The organism is Amycolatopsis sp. NPDC059235, assembly GCF_042754125.1.
Classification (GTDB): Bacteria; Actinomycetota; Actinomycetes; order Mycobacteriales; family Pseudonocardiaceae; genus Amycolatopsis; species Amycolatopsis albidoflava.
The window spans coordinates 44,042-62,223 of record NZ_JBHZAG010000062.1 but is presented as its reverse complement, the minus strand read 5'-3'; the positions used below and the strand labels follow the sequence as shown (position 1 = coordinate 62,223).

Genomic DNA, 18,182 nt, shown 5'->3' with positions numbered 1-18,182 from the left:
GGGTGTGGGTGGGGGGGGGGTTTTCACGGGCGAATATATGACTTACACCCCCAACCCCAGACCGCAGGAGAGCTTCGTATCGGGGTGCGGGGGAGGGGCTGGGTGCCTCGATTGTTGGGTGCAGCGGCTGCGGCTGGACTGGGCCCGTCCCGGCGGTTGGCGAGCGCGTGTCCCGGCGGCAGGCGGAGGCGGTCCGTGAAGGGCTCCTTGAGGGAATCTGGTTCCGTGAGGGGCCCCTTGAGGGAATGCGGGCGCGAGGGGGGCGCGCTGCTCTGAAGTTCGTGAGGGGAACCCTGAGGGACTCAGAGTCCCTCAGGGTTCCCCTCACGTACGGCTACTTGTCCAGGAGCAGGTGGACGGAGAGTTCCAGGCGGCTCGCGACGTCCGCGGCGGAGGCGCGGCGGGTCACCCACGCGACCAGGTTCGCCATCCAGACGTCGGCTACCACGTGGAAGATGTCGCGGTCCGCTTCGGTCGGGTCGTCGATGCCCATCGCGCTCGCGAACATGTCCTCCATCAAGCGGCCGACCAGTTCGACCTCGGCGGCCGCGGACGTGTCGGCGAACATGAACGCGCGCACCATCGCCTCGGTGAGGTGCGGATCGCGCTGCATCAGGCGGGTGTTGCGGCCCAGGACGAACATCAGCCGCTCGGCGGGGGTTTCGCCGGGGATCGCGCTGCGCTGGATTTTCTCGTGCGCGGCCTCGAACTGCTGCGCCAGACCCGACACGAGCAGGTGAATCTTCGACGGGAAATACCGGTACAGCGTGCCCAGCGCGACGTCGGCCTTCTCGGCGACCGCGCGCATCTGCACCGCGTCGTAGCCGCCCTTGGAGGCCAGCGAGAGCGTCGCGTCGATGATGCGGCGGCGGCGGTCCCGCTGGGCCGCGGAGCCCAGTTCCTCGCCCATCGCGCCGAGGCCGTTCGCCCGCGTTTTCGCCGCCGGCGTCTTCGCCTTCCCCGGCATCGCAATCCCCTCTGTCTTTGCGGAACTCGTTCCAGTTTCCGGCTAAGCGTACCTGCCCTGGAGAAAGGTTCAACTCTCGACCGCCTGGCGGAAAAACTGTAACACGTTCTACACTCGCCAGTAGCTCTGTACCCCGCGAGGAGGAGACCGATGCCGGTCGCGCTCACCGAGGAACAAACCGCGCTCGCTGCCGCCGTGCAGGCCTGGGCCGCGGCACACGATCCGGTCGCCGCCGTGCGCGCGGCCGAAACCACTGGAGCCGGCCTGCCCGACGGGTTCGCCGCACTCGGCCTCACCGGCATCGCGCTGCCCGCGTCGGTGAACGGGGCGGACGGGACTGTCGCGGATCTCGCGGCTGGGCTCGCCGCCGCGGCGGAAGCGCTGGTGCCGGGGCCGCTGCTGAGCACCGCGCTGGCCGGGCTCCTGCTTGCCGAGCATTCCAAGGAACTCGCCGCCGAGATCGCCGACGGGACCGCGCGGGTCGCGGTGCAACTGGACGAATCGGCGACCGTGCCCGGCGCGGACGCTGGGTCGTGGTTGCTCGCGCGTCGGGGCGAGCAGTACGTCCTGGTCCCGCCGGGGGCAGCGGTGGAACCGTTGGCTCCCTTCGACTTCTCCCGGTCGCTGGGCCGCGTCAAGCCCGACCTGCCGGGCGAGGTCCTCGACCTGCCGGAGGTCCGCGATCTCGCGGCAACACTCGCGGTCGCGGAGGCGGCGGGCGTCGCGCGCTGGTGCCTGACCACGGCCGTCGAGTACGCCAAGGTCCGGGAACAGTTCGGACAGGTGATCGGCGCTTTCCAGGCAGTGAAACACCTCTGCGCGGAGATGTTGTGCCGCACCGAAGCAGCCGAAGCGCTGGCTTGGGACGCGGCTTCGTCGGTCGGCGATCCGCTGGCCGTCGCGAGCGCCGCGGCGGTGGCCTTGGACGCTGCCGTCGAGAACGCGAAGGACTGCATCCAGGTACTCGGCGGAATCGGGTTCACTTGGGAGCACGAGGCGCACCTGTACCTGCGGCGCGCGTTGGCCTTGCGACAGTGGCTCGGCGGTTCGCAGCGGTGGCGGAAGCGGGCCGCGGACCTGGCATTGGCCGGGAAGCGGCGGACGCTCGGGGTGAACGTCGGCGAGGACGCCGAGGTGACCCGGCTGGTCACCGAAATCGCTGCCCTGCCAGAGGAAAACCGGCGTACCGCGCTCGCGGACTCGGGTTTGCTGGCCCCGCACTGGCCCCAGCCGTACGGCATGGGCGCGGACGCGGCGACGCAACTGCGGATCGACGCCGCGCTGACGGCGGCTGATGTCCGTCGGCCGGACATGGTGATCGGCGGCTGGGCAGTGCCGACGATTCTCGCGCACGGCACCGACGACCAGCGCGAACGCTTCGCCAAGCCGACACTGCGCGGCGAGGTGACGTGGTGTCAGCTGTTCTCCGAACCTGGCGCCGGCTCGGATCTCGCATCACTGCGCACGGTGGCGCGCCGGACCGACGGCGGCTGGCTGCTGACCGGGCAGAAGGTGTGGACGTCGCTCGCGCACGAGGCCGATTGGGCGATCTGCCTTGCGCGCACCGACCCGGAAGTGCCGAAACACAAGGGAATCACGTACTTCCTGGTCGACATGCGCGCCGAGGGGATCACGACGCGGCCGCTGCGCGAGATCACCGGGCGGAGCGTGTTCAACGAAGTCTTCCTGGACGACGTCTTCGTTCCGGACACGGACGTCGTCGGCGAACCCGGCGCTGGCTGGAAACTGGCGCGCACGACGCTGGCGAACGAACGCGTCGCGCTCGGCCGCGGCTCCGCGGTGGGCGAGAACGTGGAAGCACTGCTGGAATCGGCCCCTGCGGACGTGGATCGCGACCGGCTCGGCGCGTTGATCGGCCAAGGCAGCGCGTGCTCGGTGCTCGACCTACGAGCGACACTACGACGGCTCGACGGCCTCGGACCGGGTGCGGAATCGTCGGTGGCGAAGCTGCTCGGGGTACGGCACCGACAGGAAACCGCCGAGTTCGCCCTCGATCTCGCTCCGGAGCTGGTCGCGGAAACCCAAGCAGCACAAGAGTTCCTGCTCACCCGCTGCCTGTCCATCGCGGGCGGCACCACGCAAGTCCTGCTGTCCGCCGCCGCCGAACGCGTGCTCGGCCTCCCCCGCTGAGAAGTCCGTGAAGGGCTCCTTGAGGGAATCTGATTCCCTCAAGGAGCCCTTCACGGACCACGCCTCACTCGCTGCGGAGGCCCAAGGCGCGCGCGGTCAGTGAGGCGAGATGTGCGGGCTCGCGGTCAGACAACTGCCGAATCTGCGTCCGGCAGCTGAACCCGTCCGCGTGCACCACCGTGTCCTCCGACGCCGCTCGCAGCGCGGGCATCAGCTGATGCTCCGCGACAGCGACCGAAACGTCGTAGTGCCCACGCTGAAACCCGAAGTTCCCCGCCAGACCGCAGCACCCCTCCCGCAGCACTTGCGTCTGCTCAGACAACCGGCCGAGCAGTGCGGAGTCGGCGTCATAGCCGAGATCCGCGTGCTGGTGACAATGAACCTGAGTAAGCACCGGTGCCGAGGATTTCTCCAAAGCAGGCAGCTCCTTCTCCCCCAGATGCTCGGCGAACGTCCGCACACTCCGCTTCAGCAAGGGAGTCCGCGAGTCCTCCGGCAGCAGCTCGGCACCGTCCTCCCGCAGGGTCGCCGTGCAGCTGGGCTCCAGGCCGATCACCGGAATCCCCTCCTGAAGCCACGGGTCGAGCGCGTCCAGCGACCGCCGTAGGACTCGGCGCGCTGTGTTCAGCTGGCCGGTGCTGTGCCAAGTCAGTCCACAGCAGACGGTCCGCTCCGGGATGACCACCTCGTGCCCCAGCGCTTCCAGCACCGCGACCGCGTCCCGGCCGACTTGCGGGTCGAAGAAGTTCGTGAAGGTGTCCGGCCACAGGACGACCTTCGACGACGACGTCACCCGTTCCCGGCGGCGGAACCACGAAGCGAAAGTCGGCGAGGCGAGCTGCGGCAGTTCGCGTTCGGCGGCGATTCCGCCCAGCCGGTTCAGGGCCGGCCGGAGCGGGCCTCGCGACACGGCGTTGATGGCGCGCGCGAAGGGAGCGCCTAGCCGGAGCCAGCGCGGCAGCGCGCCCATCGTGTAGTGCGACATCGGGCGAATCCGGCGTTCGTAGTGGCGGCTGAGGAATTCGGTCCGGTAAGAAGCCATGTCGACGCCGACGGGGCAATCGGACTTGCACGCCTTGCAGCCCAGGCAGAGATCGAGCGCGTCGCGGACCTCGGAGGAACGCCAGCCGTCCTCGATGACGTCTCCGGCGAGCATTTCGAACAGCAGGCGGGCCCGGCCGCGGGTCGAGTGCTCCTCCTTGCCGGTCGCGCGGTAGCTCGGGCACATCATCCCGCCCGACTCGGATACGCATTTGCCCACGCCCACGCATCGGCGCGACGCCGCGGCCAGGTCGCCGCCGTCGGCGTGCAGGGCGAGGCGGGCTCGGGTCGGCAGGACCGGCGGGGCGATGACCGTCCGCAGGTCGGCGTCCAGCGGCGCGGGGTCGACGACCCGGCCTGGGTTCATGCCGTTCGCGGGGTCGAAGGCTGCTTTGAAGTCAGCGAAGGCCTGCATGAGCCGCGGCGAGAACATCAGCGGCAGGAGTTCGGCTCGGGCCTGGCCGTCGCCGTGCTCGCCGGACAGCGAGCCGCCGTGGGACACGACGAGTTCCGCGGCCTCGACCATAAACGACCGGTAGGCCTCCTTCGCTTCCGGCGCGGCCATCGGGAAATCGATCCGCACGTGGAGACAACCGTCGCCGAAGTGGCCGTAGACCACGCCTTTCCGGCCGTGCTTGTCCAGCAGCAGGTCGAATTCGCGCAGGTACGCGCCGAGCCGGTCCGGCGGGACCGCGGAGTCTTCCCAGCCCGACCAGGCCTCGGATCCGTCGGCCAGCCGGGTCGCGAGACCTGCGCCTTCCTCCCGGATGCGCCAGAGTTTCCGTTGCGCGGCAGGATCTTCCACGACCAAAGCAGTGGCTCCGACCTGCGGAGCGCGAGCGGCGACCTGATGGGCGACAGCCACCGCCTCCGCCGCGTCGTCGCCGCCGGTTTCCAGGTATAGCCACGCGGTTCCGTCCGGCAGGGTGCTGCGGTCGCCGGGTTTCCGGGCGTCCAATGCGGCGACGAGACCGGCTTCGATGCCTTCCATGGTGAGCACCGGAAGGTCGAGCAGCGCAGGGACCGCGTCGGCGGCGGCGATGCTGTTCTCGAAACCCAGCACGGCGAGGGCGCGCGTGGCCGGGATCGGGGCCAGGTCGACGACCGCGCTCAGCATGGTCGCGCAGGTTCCCTCGGAACCGACGAGAGCCTTGGCGACGTCGAAACCGTTCTCCGGCAACAGGTATTCGAGGTTGTATCCGGAGACCCGCCGGGGCAGTTTCGGGTAGCCGAGCCGGATGTCGGCCAAGTATTCGTCGCGCAGGTCTCGCAGGCCGCGGTACAGCGCGCCGACCGAATCCTCGCGGGCGCAGAATTCCGCCAGCTCGGCCGGAGAGGTGGGGCCGACCTCGAGGCGGGTTCCGTCGAGGAGGGCGATTTCCAGCGCGCGGACGTTGTCGACCGTCTTGCCCCACGCCACCGAATGCGAACCGCAGGCGTTGCTGCCGATCATGCCGCCGATCGTGCAGCGGCTGTGCGTCGACGGGTCCGGGCCGAAGGTGAGCCCGTGCCCGGCGGCCCGTTCGTGCAGCCGGTCCAGCACCAGACCGGGTTCGACGCGCGCGGTGCGGGCGGCGGGGTCGATGTCCAGCACGCGGTTGAGATGCCGGGTGAAGTCCAGGATCACCGCGCGGTTCGCGGCCTGCCCGCCGATGCTGGTCGCCGCGCCGCGCGGGAGGACCGGCGCGCCGTGCTCCGCGCACACCTTCAGCGCCGCGACCACGTCTTCCGCACTGCGCGGGCGCACGACGAGCAGCGGGATGTGCCGGTAGTTCGACGCGTCGGTGGAGTGGGTGGCGAGCGTGGCCGGGTCGCCGGCGACCTCGCCGGACACCGCCCGCGCGAGGGCTTCCTGCAGTGCCGAATGCGTACGGGCTCGGGCCGGCATGGGCGTCTCCTGGGAAATCGGGGGTTCACAGCGCCGCGGTCCTCGGGCTACCGTGAAGGCTCGCCACATAGTGGATATAGCTTCCACATGTTGTCAACATCGACGTGAGGAGTGGTCTCCTTGACCGACATGCCCCGCAACGAAAGCGTGTTCACCTGGGCAGCGCCCCCGCTGAAGTTCGGTGCCGGCGCGCTCGACGAGCTGGGCGCGGAGGTGGCCGCCCGGCAGGCCAAGTCGTGCCTGATCCTCACCGACCCCGGTGTCCGCGGCACCGGCATCCCGGACCGGGCGCTCGACTCGATCCGCGCGGCCGGGGTGAAGAGCGAGATCTTCGACGGCGTCGGCGTCGAACCGACCGACGCCAGCATCGACGAGGCTGTCGCCTACGCCCGCCAGCAGGAATGGGACTGCTTCGTCGCGATCGGCGGCGGCTCGGCGATCGACACCGCCAAGGCCGTCAACCTGCTGACCACGCACCCCGGCGAGCTGCTCGACTTCGTGACGCCGCCCATCGGCGCGGGCAAGGCCCCGTGGCTGCCGCTGAAGCCGCTGATCGCTGTCCCGACCACGGCGGGCACCGGTTCCGAATCGACCACGATCTGCGTCGTCGACCTGCTCGGCCTGCACCTCAAGGCCGGAGTGAGCCATCCGTCGCTGCGCCCGTCGCTGGCGGTCGTCGACCCGCGCACCACGATCAGCCTGCCGTCGGAGGTGACCGCGGCCAGCGGCATGGACGTCCTGTCGCACGCGTTGGAGAGCTACACCAGCGTCGCGTTCGACGCGAAGCCCGCGCCGGAAGACCCGATGAAGCGACCGGCTTTCTGCGGCTCCAACCCGATCAGCGACGTCTGGTGCGAGATGGCGTTGACATTGGTGGGCAAGCATTTGCGCGCCGCTGTCCTCAATGGACGCGACCTGACCGCGCGCACCCAGATGGCACTGGCGTCCACCTACGCCGGAACCGGTTTCGGCAACGCGGGCACGCACCTGCCGCACGCGAACGCCTACCCGATCGCCGGGGCAGTGAAGCAGTACCGCGCCGCGGGTTACCCGGAAATGCCGATGGTCCCGCACGGCCAAGCGGTGTCCGCGACCGCCGCCGAGGTGTTCCGCTGGACCTACCCCGCGTCGCCGGAACGGCATCTGCACGCCGCGCATCTGCTGTCCGGCGGGCAGACGTTCACCACTACAGACGGTGCGGACGCCCTCCCGCACGTGCTCACCGAGCTGATGGCCGACATCCAGATGCCGAAGGGACTGCACGCGTTCGGTTACGGAGACGAGGACATCGACACCCTCGTCGACGGCACGCTCAAGCAGACCCGCCAGCTGGCTGTCGTGCCCCGTCCGGTCACCCGGGCCGCGCTCGAAGACATCTTCCGCCGTTCGCTCTGACCACCGGGAGTTATCAATGGCGACAACTCCGGAGAAGAGCACCGACGTCCGCCTGGTGGTCGCGTCCAGCGTGTTCGGCACGACCGTCGAGTGGTACGACTTCTTCCTGTACGGCACCGCCGCGGGACTCGTGTTCAACAAACTGTATTTCCCCGGCTCCGATCCCCTGGTCGGCACCGTGCTGGCCTTCGCGACCTTCGCGCTCGGCTTCCTCGCCCGCCCGGTCGGCGGCTTCATTTTCGGCCATCTCGGCGACCGGATCGGGCGCAAGAAAATCCTCGTCGCGACCATGCTCATCATGGGCACCGCGACCTGTCTCATCGGCCTGCTGCCCGACTATCAGATGATCGGACCGGCCGCGCCGATCATCCTCGTCGTCCTCCGCCTGGCCCAGGGCGTGGCCGTCGGCGGCGAATGGGGCGGTGCGGTGCTGATGGCCACCGAATACGCCCCGCGCGGGAAACGCGGTCTCTACGGCAGCTTCCCGCAGATCGGCCTGGCCATCGGGCTCACGCTGGGCACCGGCGTGCTGGCCCTGCTCAACGCCATCACCAGCGACGCGGCCTTCCTCTCGTGGGGCTGGCGAATCGGCTTCCTGCTCTCCGCGGTGCTGGTGCTGGCCGGCCTGCTGATCCGGGTCAAGGTCATGGAAACCCCGGCCTTCCGCACCATGGCGGCCGAGGAGGGCACCGCCACCGTCCCGGCCGTCGAACTGGTCCGCGACCGGCTCTCCCGGCGGCATTTGCTGCTGGGCATGGGCAGCCGTTTCACCGAGGGCGTGGCGTTCAACGCGTGGGCGGTCTTCGTGATCTCCTACGGCAGCGGAACGCTGAAACTGGACCGGCAGCCGCTGCTGGTCGGCGTGATGATCGCGGCCGCGGTGATGGTGGTGTTCATCCCGGTGTTCGGCAGGGTGTCCGACCGCTTCGGCCGGCGGCGGACCTTCACCACCGGAGCCGTGACGACGCTGGTGCTGGCGATCCCGGCGCTCGCGGCGCTGCACAGCGGCAATCCCGTGCTGATCACGCTCTCGTTGATTGCCGTGCTGGGCATCAGCTACCCGGTGATGTACGGCCCGCAGGCCGCGTTTTACGCCGAACTGTTCCCGATTTCTCGGCGGTGCACGGGGATTTCGGTCGTGTACCAGCTTTCCGGCGTCGTGGCTTCGGGGCTCACTCCGTTGATCCTCGCTTACCTCGCCGGGAAGACCGGGACGACCGGCATCCTGATCTACCTCGCCGCGACGACCGTGATCAGCGTCGCCTGCACGCTGGCGATCCGCCAGAGCGATCTGTTCGACGACGACGTCAAGGCTCCCGCACCGGTGAAGGAGGTTCCGCGCTTCACCTGAGCGGCAGGCCTCGTGAGTGGTATTGCCGGTTAGCGCCGGCCAATACCACTCACGGGCCAACCCGCCTCGCCTGAGCGCCCCGGCGGAACAGCAATGTCGAAGTAGTGGCCGCCCGGCCCGCGCTGCGACCGTGATGCCCATGGCACACAAGGCCGCGATGGCGGGAATCATGAACGTTGCGCTGGGGCACATGGCATCACAGGCCTTGTACGTGGCGGCCAGGATGAAACTGGCCGACCGGCTGGCAGACGGCCCCGCGGAGACCGGGCAGCTGGCATCCGAATGCGCCGCCGACCCCGCTCTCCTCGGCAGGCTCCTGCGCGCGCTGGCCGCCGCGGAGGTGCTGGAGCAGCGCGGGCCGGAGCTTTTCGCGCTGGCCCCGATGGGACACGCGCTGCGGGACGGGGTGCCGAACTCGGCGCGGAACTTCGTCCTTACCTATCTCTCCCCTCCGGTATGGAACGCCTGGGCCGATCTGGAAACCACCGTCCGCACCGGGGAAACCGCGTTCGACCGCGTGCACGGCATGGGCGCGTTCGACTACTGCGCCGCGCATCCCGACGTGGCGGCCGTGTTCCACCGCGCGATGGCCGAGGACGCGGCACAGGTGGCCGAGGTGCTGGCGGAGGAATTCGACTTCTCCGCTTTCGGCACGGTAGCCGACATCGGCGGCGGGAACGGCACGCTGCTCGCAGCGGTGCTGGCCGCGACGCCGGACCTGCGGGGCATCCTGTTCGACACCGAACTGGGCGTGGCGGCGGCGCCGGACGTACTGGCCGGAGCCGGAGTCAGCGACCGGTGCGAGACGGTCGCCGGCGACTTCTTCGCCGGCGTGCCGCGAGCGGACGCCCACCTGCTCAAAAGCGTCGTGCACGACTGGGACGACGACGCCGCGGTCCGGCTCTTGTCGACCTGCCGCCGGTCGCTGCCTGACACCGGCCGGGTGCTGCTGGTCGAACGGGTCCTGCCCGTCGAGGCCCCCGCCGGTCCCGACCCGGCGCTGGTGCGCCACCAGCTCGCCGGACCGGTGATCATGGGCGGACGCGAGCGCACCGCCGACGAGTTCCACAAGGTCCTCGCGGCTTCCGGATTCGCTCTCGAGGAGATCGGGAAACCGTTGGGTCGCACCGGTTTCCACGTCATCGCCGGCCGTCCCTGCTGAGCCGCGCAGATGCCGGACCGACTGTCCGCCGGCCCGCCCGCCGACGGACTGGCCTACTTGCGCGCGGTCGCGGCGGGCGAGGCCGCGCAGCCGCCGGCAGCGGCGACCCTCGGGTTCGAACTCCGGCTGGCCGAACCGGGCCGGGCGGAACTCGGATTCGTCCCGGCCGCGGCCCACCTGAACCCGATCGGCATCGTGCTCGGAGGGGTGTGCTCGGCGGTCTGCGACGCCGCCTGCGGCTGTGCCGTGCTGAGCGTGCTCCCGCCGGGCGCGCGGCACACGACCCAGAACCTCAACGTCAGTTTCGTCCGCGAGGTGACCGTCCGCAGCGGACCGATGACATGCGCGGCGAGCGTCCTGCGGATCGGCCGCCGGACCGCGCTCGCGCAGGCGTCGCTGGCCGATGCCGGCGGCAGGCTGCACGTTCACGCCACGAGCACTTTCGTCGTCACGCCGCCGGACGACGCGGCAGAGCTCCGCTGAGGACCACGTCCGTCCCGAACCGACCGACCAGAAGACGAGGACCGAACCGTGCGCGAATACCGTACCCCTGAACTGGTGCCCATTCCGGACACGGCGACCACCGCGGACGCCCCGGCCGAGCGGGCCGGCCGGAGCCCCGGACAGGTCGTCCTGCGTCGCCGAACGGCCGAAGGCTGGACCGACGTCACCGCCGCGTCCTTCCACGACGAGGTCCGCGCACTGGCCGCCGGGCTGATCGAGTCCGGGGTGGCGGCCGGGGACCGGGTCGCGCTGCTGTCGCGGACCCGGTACGAGTGGACGCTGCTCGACTACGCGATCTGGTACGCGGGCGCGGTGACCGTGCCGATCTACCCGACGGCGTCGGCCACGCAGATCGCGCACGTCCTGCGCGATTCTGGCGCGGTGGCCGCGCTGGTGGAGACTGCGGAGCACCGGGCGCTCGTCCTCGCCGCAGGGCTGCCCGCCGAGCGCGCCACGGTCATCGACGACGCAGGGCTCGCCGGTCTCTCCGGCCGTGCCGGCGCGGCGAGCCTGGCCGCAGTCGCCGCCCGGCGCGCGGAACGCAACGCCGCGGACCTGGCCACCATCGTCTACACCTCCGGCACGACCGGGGTGATGAAGGGCTGCGCGCTCAGCCACCGGAACCTGCTCGCGATGGCCCGCAACACCATCGCCGACATTCCGGCGATCTTCGCCGAACCCGGCGGGTCGACAGTGCTCTTCCTCCCGCTGGCGCACAGCTTCGCCCGGTTCGTCCAGATCGCCGCCGTCGAATCGGGGCTGGTTCTCGGGCATCTGCCGGACCCCTCCTCCATCATGACCGAACTGCCCGTGTTCCGGCCGACATTCCTGCCGGCGGTGCCGAGGGTGCTGCAGAAGATCTTCGACACCGCGGTCCGCACCGCGACCGAGGAAGGCAAGGGCGGCCCCTTCCGGCAAGCGATCGAGATCGCCATCGAGTACAGCCGCGCGCAATCCGGCGAAGGGCCGAAGACCACGCTGCGGATGAAGCACGCCATGATGGACAAGATCGTCTACGGCCGCCTTCGCGAAGCGGTCGGCGGCGCCGAGTACGCGGTGTCCGGCGGCGCCGCGCTCGGCGAGCGGCTCGCCCACTTCTACCGCGGCATCGGCATCACGGTGCTCGAGGGATACGGCCTGACCGAGACCACCGCACCGGTGACGGCCAACGTGCCCGGCAAGGTCAGCCCGGGCACCGTCGGCCGCCCGGTCCCCGGCAACGCGATCAGGCTCGCCGAGGACGGCGAGATCCTGGTCAGCGGCCCCACCGTGTTTTCCGGCTACTGGCAGGACGAAAGAGCCACCAAGGAGGTCTTGGACCCGGACGGCTGGCTCAGCACCGGAGACCTCGGCGCCATCGACGACGACGGCTACCTGAGCGTCGTCGGGCGCAAGAAGGAGGTCATAGTGACCGCCTCGGGCAAGAACGTCGTGCCGGAGCCGCTGGAGGACCTCGTCCGCGCGCATCCGCTGGTGAGCCATTGCGTGCTGGTCGGCGACGGCAGGCCGTTCGTCGCCTGCCTGATCGCGCTGGACGCCGACGAGCTCCGGTTCCGGGGCGCCGGCCCCGAACCCAACCGCGATCCGGCGCTGCTGGCGGAGATCGAGCTCGCCGTCGCGGCGGCGAACGAACAGGTGTCCGCGGCCGAGTCGATCAAGAAGTTCGCCGTGCTCGACCGCGAACTCGACGAGGAACACGGCCACCTGACTGCTTCGCTGAAGGTCCGGCGAGCGGCCGTCGTGCGCGATTTCGCCGCGGACATCGAAGCGCTTTACCGCGGCTAGGGCCCGCCGGTGCCCGGGCGGGCCCAGCCGCACCGTCCGGGCTCAGCCGACCGTGCGCTGCGCCGGAATCGCCGTCGGGAGGGCCACGAGCACCGGCGGATCGGTCATCCGCAGCCGGCGCAGCGACAGGTCGAGCTGCGCGGCCGGACGACCCTCGCCGATGGTGACTCTCGGCGAGGGTCTCGCGACCAGCATCCGGCCGGAGTCCGGCCCGGCGGGGCCGGCGCCGGCGTTCGGCAGCCCGCAGGCGACGACGTGCCAGTCCCCCGGCGGGATGTTGTCGATCCGCCACGGACCGGGGGCGGGCAGCCGCGTGCAGTGCCGCGGCCTGCCCTCCGGGATCGGCCCCTCGAACAGCGCGACGATGATCAGCCCGGTGAACTCTTCCTCGCTGGCGATCGTCCCTCCGATCGAGCCGCGCCCGCCCGCTGCCTCGTGGTCCGGCGCGCCCGGCACGGAGCCGCCGGAACTCGCCTGGCGGCGGAACGCCGTCGGCGTGAGGCCCACGCTGCGCGTAAACCGCGACGTGAAGGTGCCGAGGCTGTTGTACCCGACGGCGAAGGAGATCTCGGTGACGCTGGCATCCGTGGCGAGCAGCAGCCGCTTCGCCTCCTCCAGCCGGATCGCCGAAAGGAACCGCCCCGGGGTGATCCCGGTGACCCGCCGGAACAGCCGGCAGAAGTGGAATTTGCTCAGACTCGCCGCCCGGGCCAGGTCGTTGATGGAGATTTCGTCGCCCGGCCGCTGTTTCATCAGTACGATCGACCTCTCGATGCAATCGACCATCATTGCAGATCCCCCTTTTTCTGCCACCACAAACAAGAGGTCGCATAGCCGGAAAAACCCGGCCGCGATCCGCACCCCCTGATAACGATGAAACCCCAGATCCGCCGAAGCGGTACACCGCGGTTTCGCGCGGCCCGCGTCACGAAGAATGCACACTCGCAGTGCCGAGTCTAGCAGCAGTTTACGAGGGCAGCTCCGAAATCAGCCGCTTGGCGCAACGGCAGTCACGGTGCGCGCTTGGGTGTTAATCGCGAAAGGCCCGGCAAGGCGGCCACACACGGATAACTCCGTTATCCGGACAACATTTCCGGCGATCGGCCGCCAAGCGCGAAGAGCCGGGTTCACCGCTTGCGCGGCAAACCCGGCCGGTTCGCGCCAATCGTCTTGCGCCATCCGCGAATACGCGGAGAGGCAAATGGACTACTGCGGAAAAGACAGTTTGATTTCAGTACCGTCGCGTCCGTCAGGTGTGTGCCGCACCCTCCTGCATCCGCAGTTCGAGCTGCTCGAAGAGATCAATGCCGATTTCGTCGAGGACGAGCATGTGCATGACGCGTGCGCCCTCATTGTTGTCGCCGAAAAAGAACTCGTCGAGAAAGACCTTTTCCGGCGTCTGGTACGGCTCGCCGTATCGGGTGACGAGAACTTCCTCGTCATTCGACGGCTTCATCGCGGGAACGCCGGGCCGGCCCGCCGCCCATTCCTGCCAAGCGGCTTCGGTGATCCGTCCGGAAAGCCAGCGGAAACCGGCCGCCTTGCCGGAAACCGGCTGGATCCGGCCCTTGCCCCCGGCATAGACGACCGCGACCCAGACGCTGTCTCCGGTCATCGCCACCCGGCCGGTCGTGTGGAGTCCGTACATGAGGGTCAGCCCTTTCGTCACGGGGTGGGAAACACGGCTCTGGTGAACGTGTCGAACGCGCGGCCGGGCAGCGTCCGGTGCAGCAGCAGGAGGAGCCGGGGAAGCAGGCCCACCTGGTAGCGCGGCGCCGGGCGGCGAACGGTCAGCACGTGCTCGATCGTCTTGGCGACCTCCTCCGGGGTGACCGCGAACCGGGCGCGGCCCCGCGGGTTTTCGGGATGGCGGTAGACCTCGTGCCATTCGTCGAAGCGCTTCCAGAACTCGGCGTAATGCCCGGCGGCGCGCTGGAGGCCGAGGGTGTCCCTCGACGAGTCGACGAAGGCGGTGAACGCCGGGCCCGGCTGCACCACCACCACCTGGACGCCGTGGCTGGCGGCTTCGTGCCGCAGCGCGTCGCTCAGCGCCTCCAGTCCGTGCTTGGCGGCCTGGTAGTAGCCGCGCCCGGCGGTGCCGAACCGGCCGAAGAACGAGGAGACGTTCACGATCCGCCCCCGCCCCTGCGCGCGCATCCCGGGCAGGACCAGCTTGCTCAGCAGCGCCGGGCCGATCAAGTTGGCTTCGAACTGGGCACGGACGGCTTCCATCGGGGTCTCCTCGACGGTTCCCGCCAGGCCGTATCCGGCGTTGTTCACCAACACGCCTACCGCGCCGTGGCGGGCGGTGATCTCCGCGACCACCGCGGTCATCGACTGTTCGTCGACGAGGTCGAGTTCCCTGGTCTGGATGCCGAGTCCGGCGAGCTCGGCCAGTGTCTCGACCTTGCGCGCGGTCGCGTAGACCGGCCAGCCGCCGCGGTGCAGGCGCAGTGCCGCGGCGCGGCCCATCCCGCTCGAGCAGCCGGTGATCAGGACCGCGCCGGGGCGCGGCTCAGCCATTGCCGGGCGCGGAGGCCGGAAGCCCGGACACCTTGCTCCTGGTCATCGCCGTGCTCAGCCCGAACGAGTCGACCAGGCGCACGACGAAATTGAACAGTGCGGCGGTGAACACCGCCTCCAGCAGCTCCTCCTCGCTCCAGCCCGCCGCGCGGGCGCCCTCCCAGTCGGCGTCGCCGATGCGCGTCGCCGCCGTGGTCACCTTGCTCACGAGCGCGAGCAGCGCCCGTTCCCGCTCGTCGACCGGCAGGTCGTCCACGCTGGACGAAGCAGCGACCGCCTCGGCCAGGTCGGCGCTTCCGCCGAACCGCCGCAGGAAGTAGTTGTGCGTGCCCACGCAGTACTCGCACTGGTTGAGCCGAGCGGTCCAGGCCGCGATCAGCTCCTTGAGCCTGCGGGACAGCGCGCCCTCGGCGCCCAGGGTCGCCACCCCGAAAACGGTGGCCTGCAACAAGTCCGGCTTGGTGCCGAGAAGCGTGAACAAATCGGGGACGAACGGAACGCCCATCATCTCCTTGAGCCGGGCGTAGAGTTCCGCTGTCCGGCCCTCGGCCTGTGCCTCCTCGACGACGGGCACCCGCACTCCGCCGGTCCGGCGCTGTTCGACTGACACCTGTTGCCTCCTGTCGTGGTTGGACAACCCAGCCTGGAACAGACGCGGCACGCGAAGTTCTCACATGTTGCTCACTTCGCCGCCGCCCTGTGCCCCGGGCCGGAAACCGGTGAAGCAACTTCGGAGAAGTTTGTCGCGGCGCTCGGGCACAGCATGGGTGAGACGCCGAAGCCTCAGCGCTGCGTCGAAACCCTTGTCAACCGCCGCGGCACGTCGCTGTGCCCTACCGCGTCCCTTCGGGCGAGCGCGGGTTGAGGAGACGAATTCAGTGGTGAACGACTACGACTACGTGGTGGCGGGTGCCGGCTCGGCCGGCGCCGTGATCGCGTCCAGGCTGTCCGAGGATCCCGCCCTCCGGGTACTGCTCGTGGAGGCCGGGCCGGACTACGCGGCTCCGGGGACGGTCCCGGCCGATCTGCTCGACGGCAGCCGGATGTCGTTGAGCGAGCACGATTGGGGCTACCGTGCGGACATCCACGGCGGCCGGAAGATCCGCTTCCCCCGCGGCCGGGTCACCGGCGGCTCGTCCGCGGTCGGTGCCGTCGTCGCGCTGCGGGGCGTGCCCGCGGACTACGACGAGTGGGCCGCGGCCGGCAATCCGCTGTGGGACTACGAGCAGGTGCTGCCGTACTTCCGGCGATTGGAGGACGACCTCGACTTCGCCGACGAATGGCACGGCCGGGGCGGCCCGATCCCGATCCGCCGCTGGCCCTCGGACGAGCTTTCCGCCTCCCAGCTCGCTTTCGTCGACGCGTGCGTGGCCGCCGGGTATCCGGAGGTCGCCGACCACAACCGTCCCGGCGCCACCGGCATCGGCCCGATCCCGTCCAACCGCCGGGTGCCGGGCGTCCGGTTCTCCACCGCGATGGGCTATCTCGATCCCGCGCGCGGCCGCGAGAACCTCACCGTCGTCTCCGGCTCGCTGGTCGACAAGGTGGTGCTCGAGAACGGCCGCGCCGCCGGGCTCGAACTGGTCTCGTCCGGCGGGACCTCGACGGTGCGTGCGCGCCGGGTGGTGCTCTGCGCGGGCGCGGTGAACAGCCCGGCGATCCTGCTGCGTTCGGGAATCGGGCCGCGGCGCGATCTCGCCGAGCTCGGCGTTCCGCTCGCGGCCGAACTGGACGGTGTCGGCGCGAACCTCATCGACCACCCGCGCACCGGCGCCTTCATGAGCGCCAAACCGGGTTCCTGGCAGGAAACCGACGCGTTTCTCCAGACCATCCTGCGCACCACCTCGACCAGCGAGGCGGTGGACGGGGCCGGTCCCGAGTTCAACGATCTGCAGTACTACCAGCTCGGACACTTCGACCTGACGCTGTTCCCCGAACTGCGGATGCTCGCGAGCGCCCAGACGATCCTGGGCGTCATGGTGGTGCACCAGCGGCCGCAGTCGCGCGGACGCCTGCGGCTGACGTCGGCCGATCCCGCCGCCCACCCCGAAATCGAGCTGAACTTCCTCGATCACGCTTGGGACCGGCGCGTGCTGACAGAGGGCGTGCGGCGCAGCTGGCAGCTGCTCACCGAGTCCAAAGTCGCGGAGTTCGGGGACCGTTCGATCGTGCTCGACGCCGAGAACATCGCCGACGACGAGATGGTCGCGCTGTACGTGCAGATGAGCCTGGACAGCGCCTATCACCCGGTCGGCACGGCGAAAATGGGGCCGGACCCGGAACACGGCGCGGTCGTCGACCAGACGTGCGCCGTGCACGGCGTGCCGGGGCTGTACGTGGCGGACGCGTCGGTGCTGCCTTCGATCGTCCGGTGCAACACCAACCCGACGACGATCATGATCGGCGAGCGGGTCGCCGAATGGCTGCGGGGTTCCTGACATGGCCCGATCCTGGCGGGACGTCCGCAGCCGGCTGCTTTCTCCGTCCCGTTCCGAAGTGAGTTTCGCGAAGCGGGGCTTTCCCCTCGGCGAACCGGAAGCCGTGCGGCGGCTCGAAAACAGCGCCGCCCATTTCGTCATGGGCTTCGAAGAGGCGATGGCCGCGAAGAACGTCGCCGACGCCGGACGGCGGCTGGAACGGCTGGACCGGCCGTTCCGAGGGTTTGCCTACGAGGGCGCCGCGATGGCGCTGACGATCCTCGACGCGGTGTCCCCTGCCGGACGGGGCCGGGTCGCCGCGTTCCTCGCCGGCCCGGCCGAAGCGCACGAGTACATGGCGATCGTCGGCAACGGCTGGGCACTGGCCCGGCTCCCGAAATGGCGATGGCGGGCGACGCTTCCCGCCCACCCGCTGCTGCGCTGGCTCGCGCTCGACGGATACGGCTTCCACGAAGCGTTCTTTCACACCGAGCGCTACGTGACCCGGCGGGAGCCGTGGCGGGCGCCCGCGCAGTGGCCCGGTTCCGCCGCCTACGCGGCCAGAGCCTTCGACCAAGGCGTCGGCAGAGCGCTGTGGTTCGTCTGTTCCGCTGACGTCGAACGCCTTTCCCGCACTGTGCTGGGTTTCCCGCCCGGCAGGCAGGCGGACCTCTGGGCCGGAGCCGGCCTCGCCGCGACCTACGCGGGCGGCGGCGAGCCGGACAAACTGGAGCTGCTCCGCCTGCGGGCCGGACAGGACGTGCTCGCGCTCAGCCAGGGCGCCGCCTTCGCGGCCAAGGCTCGGCTGCGCGCCGGTCTGTCCACATCGGACACGGAAACCGCGACGCGGGCCATCTGCGGGACCTCCGCGGAGCGCGCCGCCGCGGTGACCGACGAAGCGCTCGCCGGTTTGCCGCCCGACGGAGACCTTCCCGCATTCGAACACTGGCGCGTGCGCATCCAGCGCGGCCTCGCGAACGAACAGGAGCATTGATCAG

14 protein-coding genes are annotated in these 18,182 nt (G+C 70.0%); 8 read left to right on the top strand and 6 right to left on the bottom strand.

The window, feature by feature from the left end:
- Nucleotides 1–334 precede the first annotated feature (334 nt).
- Nucleotides 335–967: a cholesterol catabolism transcriptional regulator KstR gene (kstR, locus tag ACFXI3_RS32265; protein WP_037809922.1), complete on the bottom strand. Its 633-nt coding sequence runs from the start codon at nt 965–967 to the stop codon at nt 335–337.
- A 150-nt stretch (nt 968–1,117) separates the two neighbouring features.
- Here kstR and ACFXI3_RS32260 point away from each other — a divergent pair, with 150 nt between their 5' ends.
- Nucleotides 1,118–3,118: an acyl-CoA dehydrogenase family protein gene (locus ACFXI3_RS32260; RefSeq protein ID WP_378404653.1), complete on the top strand. Its 2,001-nt coding sequence runs from the start codon at nt 1,118–1,120 to the stop codon at nt 3,116–3,118.
- A gap of 64 nt (nt 3,119–3,182) precedes the next feature.
- On the opposite strand, the gene ACFXI3_RS32255 is transcribed toward ACFXI3_RS32260, so the two are convergent.
- Nucleotides 3,183–6,047, bottom strand: coding sequence for an FAD-binding and (Fe-S)-binding domain-containing protein (locus tag ACFXI3_RS32255; RefSeq protein ID WP_378404651.1), 2,865 nt, complete (start codon nt 6,045–6,047; stop codon nt 3,183–3,185).
- A gap of 129 nt (nt 6,048–6,176) precedes the next feature.
- Here ACFXI3_RS32255 and ACFXI3_RS32250 point away from each other — a divergent pair, with 129 nt between their 5' ends.
- The 5 genes from ACFXI3_RS32250 to ACFXI3_RS32230 all read left to right on the top strand — a co-directional run bounded on the left by ACFXI3_RS32250 (nt 6,177) and on the right by ACFXI3_RS32230 (nt 12,244).
- Nucleotides 6,177–7,442: a hydroxyacid-oxoacid transhydrogenase gene (locus tag ACFXI3_RS32250; RefSeq protein WP_378404655.1), complete on the top strand. Its 1,266-nt coding sequence runs from the start codon at nt 6,177–6,179 to the stop codon at nt 7,440–7,442.
- A gap of 16 nt (nt 7,443–7,458) precedes the next feature.
- Nucleotides 7,459–8,793, top strand: coding sequence for an MFS transporter (locus ACFXI3_RS32245; protein ID WP_378404649.1), 1,335 nt, complete (start codon nt 7,459–7,461; stop codon nt 8,791–8,793).
- A 139-nt stretch (nt 8,794–8,932) separates the two neighbouring features.
- On the top strand, nt 8,933–9,955 hold the full coding sequence (locus tag ACFXI3_RS32240) for a methyltransferase (protein ID WP_378404647.1): 1,023 nt from the start codon (nt 8,933–8,935) through the stop codon (nt 9,953–9,955).
- Between the two features lie 9 nt (nt 9,956–9,964).
- Complete coding sequence (locus ACFXI3_RS32235) at nt 9,965–10,438, top strand: PaaI family thioesterase (RefSeq protein ID WP_378404646.1); 474 nt, start codon at nt 9,965–9,967, stop codon at nt 10,436–10,438.
- 48 nt (nt 10,439–10,486) lie between these two features.
- Nucleotides 10,487–12,244: an AMP-dependent synthetase/ligase gene (locus ACFXI3_RS32230; protein ID WP_378404644.1), complete on the top strand. Its 1,758-nt coding sequence runs from the start codon at nt 10,487–10,489 to the stop codon at nt 12,242–12,244.
- A gap of 42 nt (nt 12,245–12,286) precedes the next feature.
- Here the strand turns inward: ACFXI3_RS32230 and ACFXI3_RS32225 are convergent, their stop codons facing one another.
- From ACFXI3_RS32225 to ACFXI3_RS32210, 4 genes are all read right to left on the bottom strand, one after another.
- Nucleotides 12,287–12,997, bottom strand: a complete 711-nt coding sequence (locus tag ACFXI3_RS32225; protein WP_378404643.1) for a helix-turn-helix transcriptional regulator — start codon at nt 12,995–12,997, stop codon at nt 12,287–12,289.
- A gap of 496 nt (nt 12,998–13,493) precedes the next feature.
- A complete protein-coding gene (locus tag ACFXI3_RS32220) occupies nt 13,494–13,892 on the bottom strand; it encodes a hypothetical protein (protein WP_378404642.1) in 399 nt (132 codons plus the stop codon).
- A 17-nt stretch (nt 13,893–13,909) separates the two neighbouring features.
- The gene (locus ACFXI3_RS32215; protein ID WP_378404641.1) at nt 13,910–14,767 is read right to left on the bottom strand and encodes an SDR family NAD(P)-dependent oxidoreductase; all 858 of its coding nucleotides are present in this window, start codon (nt 14,765–14,767) and stop codon (nt 13,910–13,912) included.
- A complete protein-coding gene (locus ACFXI3_RS32210; RefSeq protein WP_378404640.1) occupies nt 14,760–15,377 on the bottom strand; it encodes a carboxymuconolactone decarboxylase family protein in 618 nt (205 codons plus the stop codon). The genes ACFXI3_RS32215 and ACFXI3_RS32210 overlap by 8 nt, the downstream gene beginning before the upstream one ends.
- Nucleotides 15,378–15,648: 271 nt before the next feature.
- Between ACFXI3_RS32210 and ACFXI3_RS32205 the strand changes: the two genes are divergently transcribed.
- Nucleotides 15,649–17,205, top strand: a complete 1,557-nt coding sequence (locus ACFXI3_RS32205) for a GMC family oxidoreductase (protein WP_378404639.1) — start codon at nt 15,649–15,651, stop codon at nt 17,203–17,205.
- Nucleotide 17,206: 1 nt separating this feature from the next.
- Nucleotides 17,207–18,178, top strand: coding sequence for a DUF1702 family protein (locus ACFXI3_RS32200; RefSeq protein ID WP_378404637.1), 972 nt, complete (start codon nt 17,207–17,209; stop codon nt 18,176–18,178).
- The last annotated feature ends 4 nt before the right edge of the window (nt 18,179–18,182 follow it).

Bases quoted from the DNA above. Each gene is read 5' to 3' on its own strand.
- kstR (WP_037809922.1), bottom strand. From the start codon at position 967: ATGCCGGGGAAGGCGAAGACGCCGGCGGCGAAAACGCGGGCGAACGGC.
- ACFXI3_RS32260 (WP_378404653.1), top strand. From the start codon at position 1,118: ATGCCGGTCGCGCTCACCGAGGAACAAACCGCGCTCGCTGCCGCCGTG.
- ACFXI3_RS32255 (WP_378404651.1), bottom strand. From the start codon at position 6,047: ATGCCGGCCCGAGCCCGTACGCATTCGGCACTGCAGGAAGCCCTCGCG.
- ACFXI3_RS32250 (WP_378404655.1), top strand. From the start codon at position 6,177: ATGCCCCGCAACGAAAGCGTGTTCACCTGGGCAGCGCCCCCGCTGAAG.
- ACFXI3_RS32245 (WP_378404649.1), top strand. From the start codon at position 7,459: ATGGCGACAACTCCGGAGAAGAGCACCGACGTCCGCCTGGTGGTCGCG.
- ACFXI3_RS32240 (WP_378404647.1), top strand. From the start codon at position 8,933: ATGGCACACAAGGCCGCGATGGCGGGAATCATGAACGTTGCGCTGGGG.
- ACFXI3_RS32235 (WP_378404646.1), top strand. From the start codon at position 9,965: ATGCCGGACCGACTGTCCGCCGGCCCGCCCGCCGACGGACTGGCCTAC.
- ACFXI3_RS32225 (WP_378404643.1), bottom strand. From the start codon at position 12,997: ATGAAACAGCGGCCGGGCGACGAAATCTCCATCAACGACCTGGCCCGG.
- ACFXI3_RS32220 (WP_378404642.1), bottom strand. From the start codon at position 13,892: ATGTACGGACTCCACACGACCGGCCGGGTGGCGATGACCGGAGACAGC.
- ACFXI3_RS32215 (WP_378404641.1), bottom strand. From the start codon at position 14,767: ATGGCTGAGCCGCGCCCCGGCGCGGTCCTGATCACCGGCTGCTCGAGC.
- ACFXI3_RS32200 (WP_378404637.1), top strand. From the start codon at position 17,207: ATGGCCCGATCCTGGCGGGACGTCCGCAGCCGGCTGCTTTCTCCGTCC.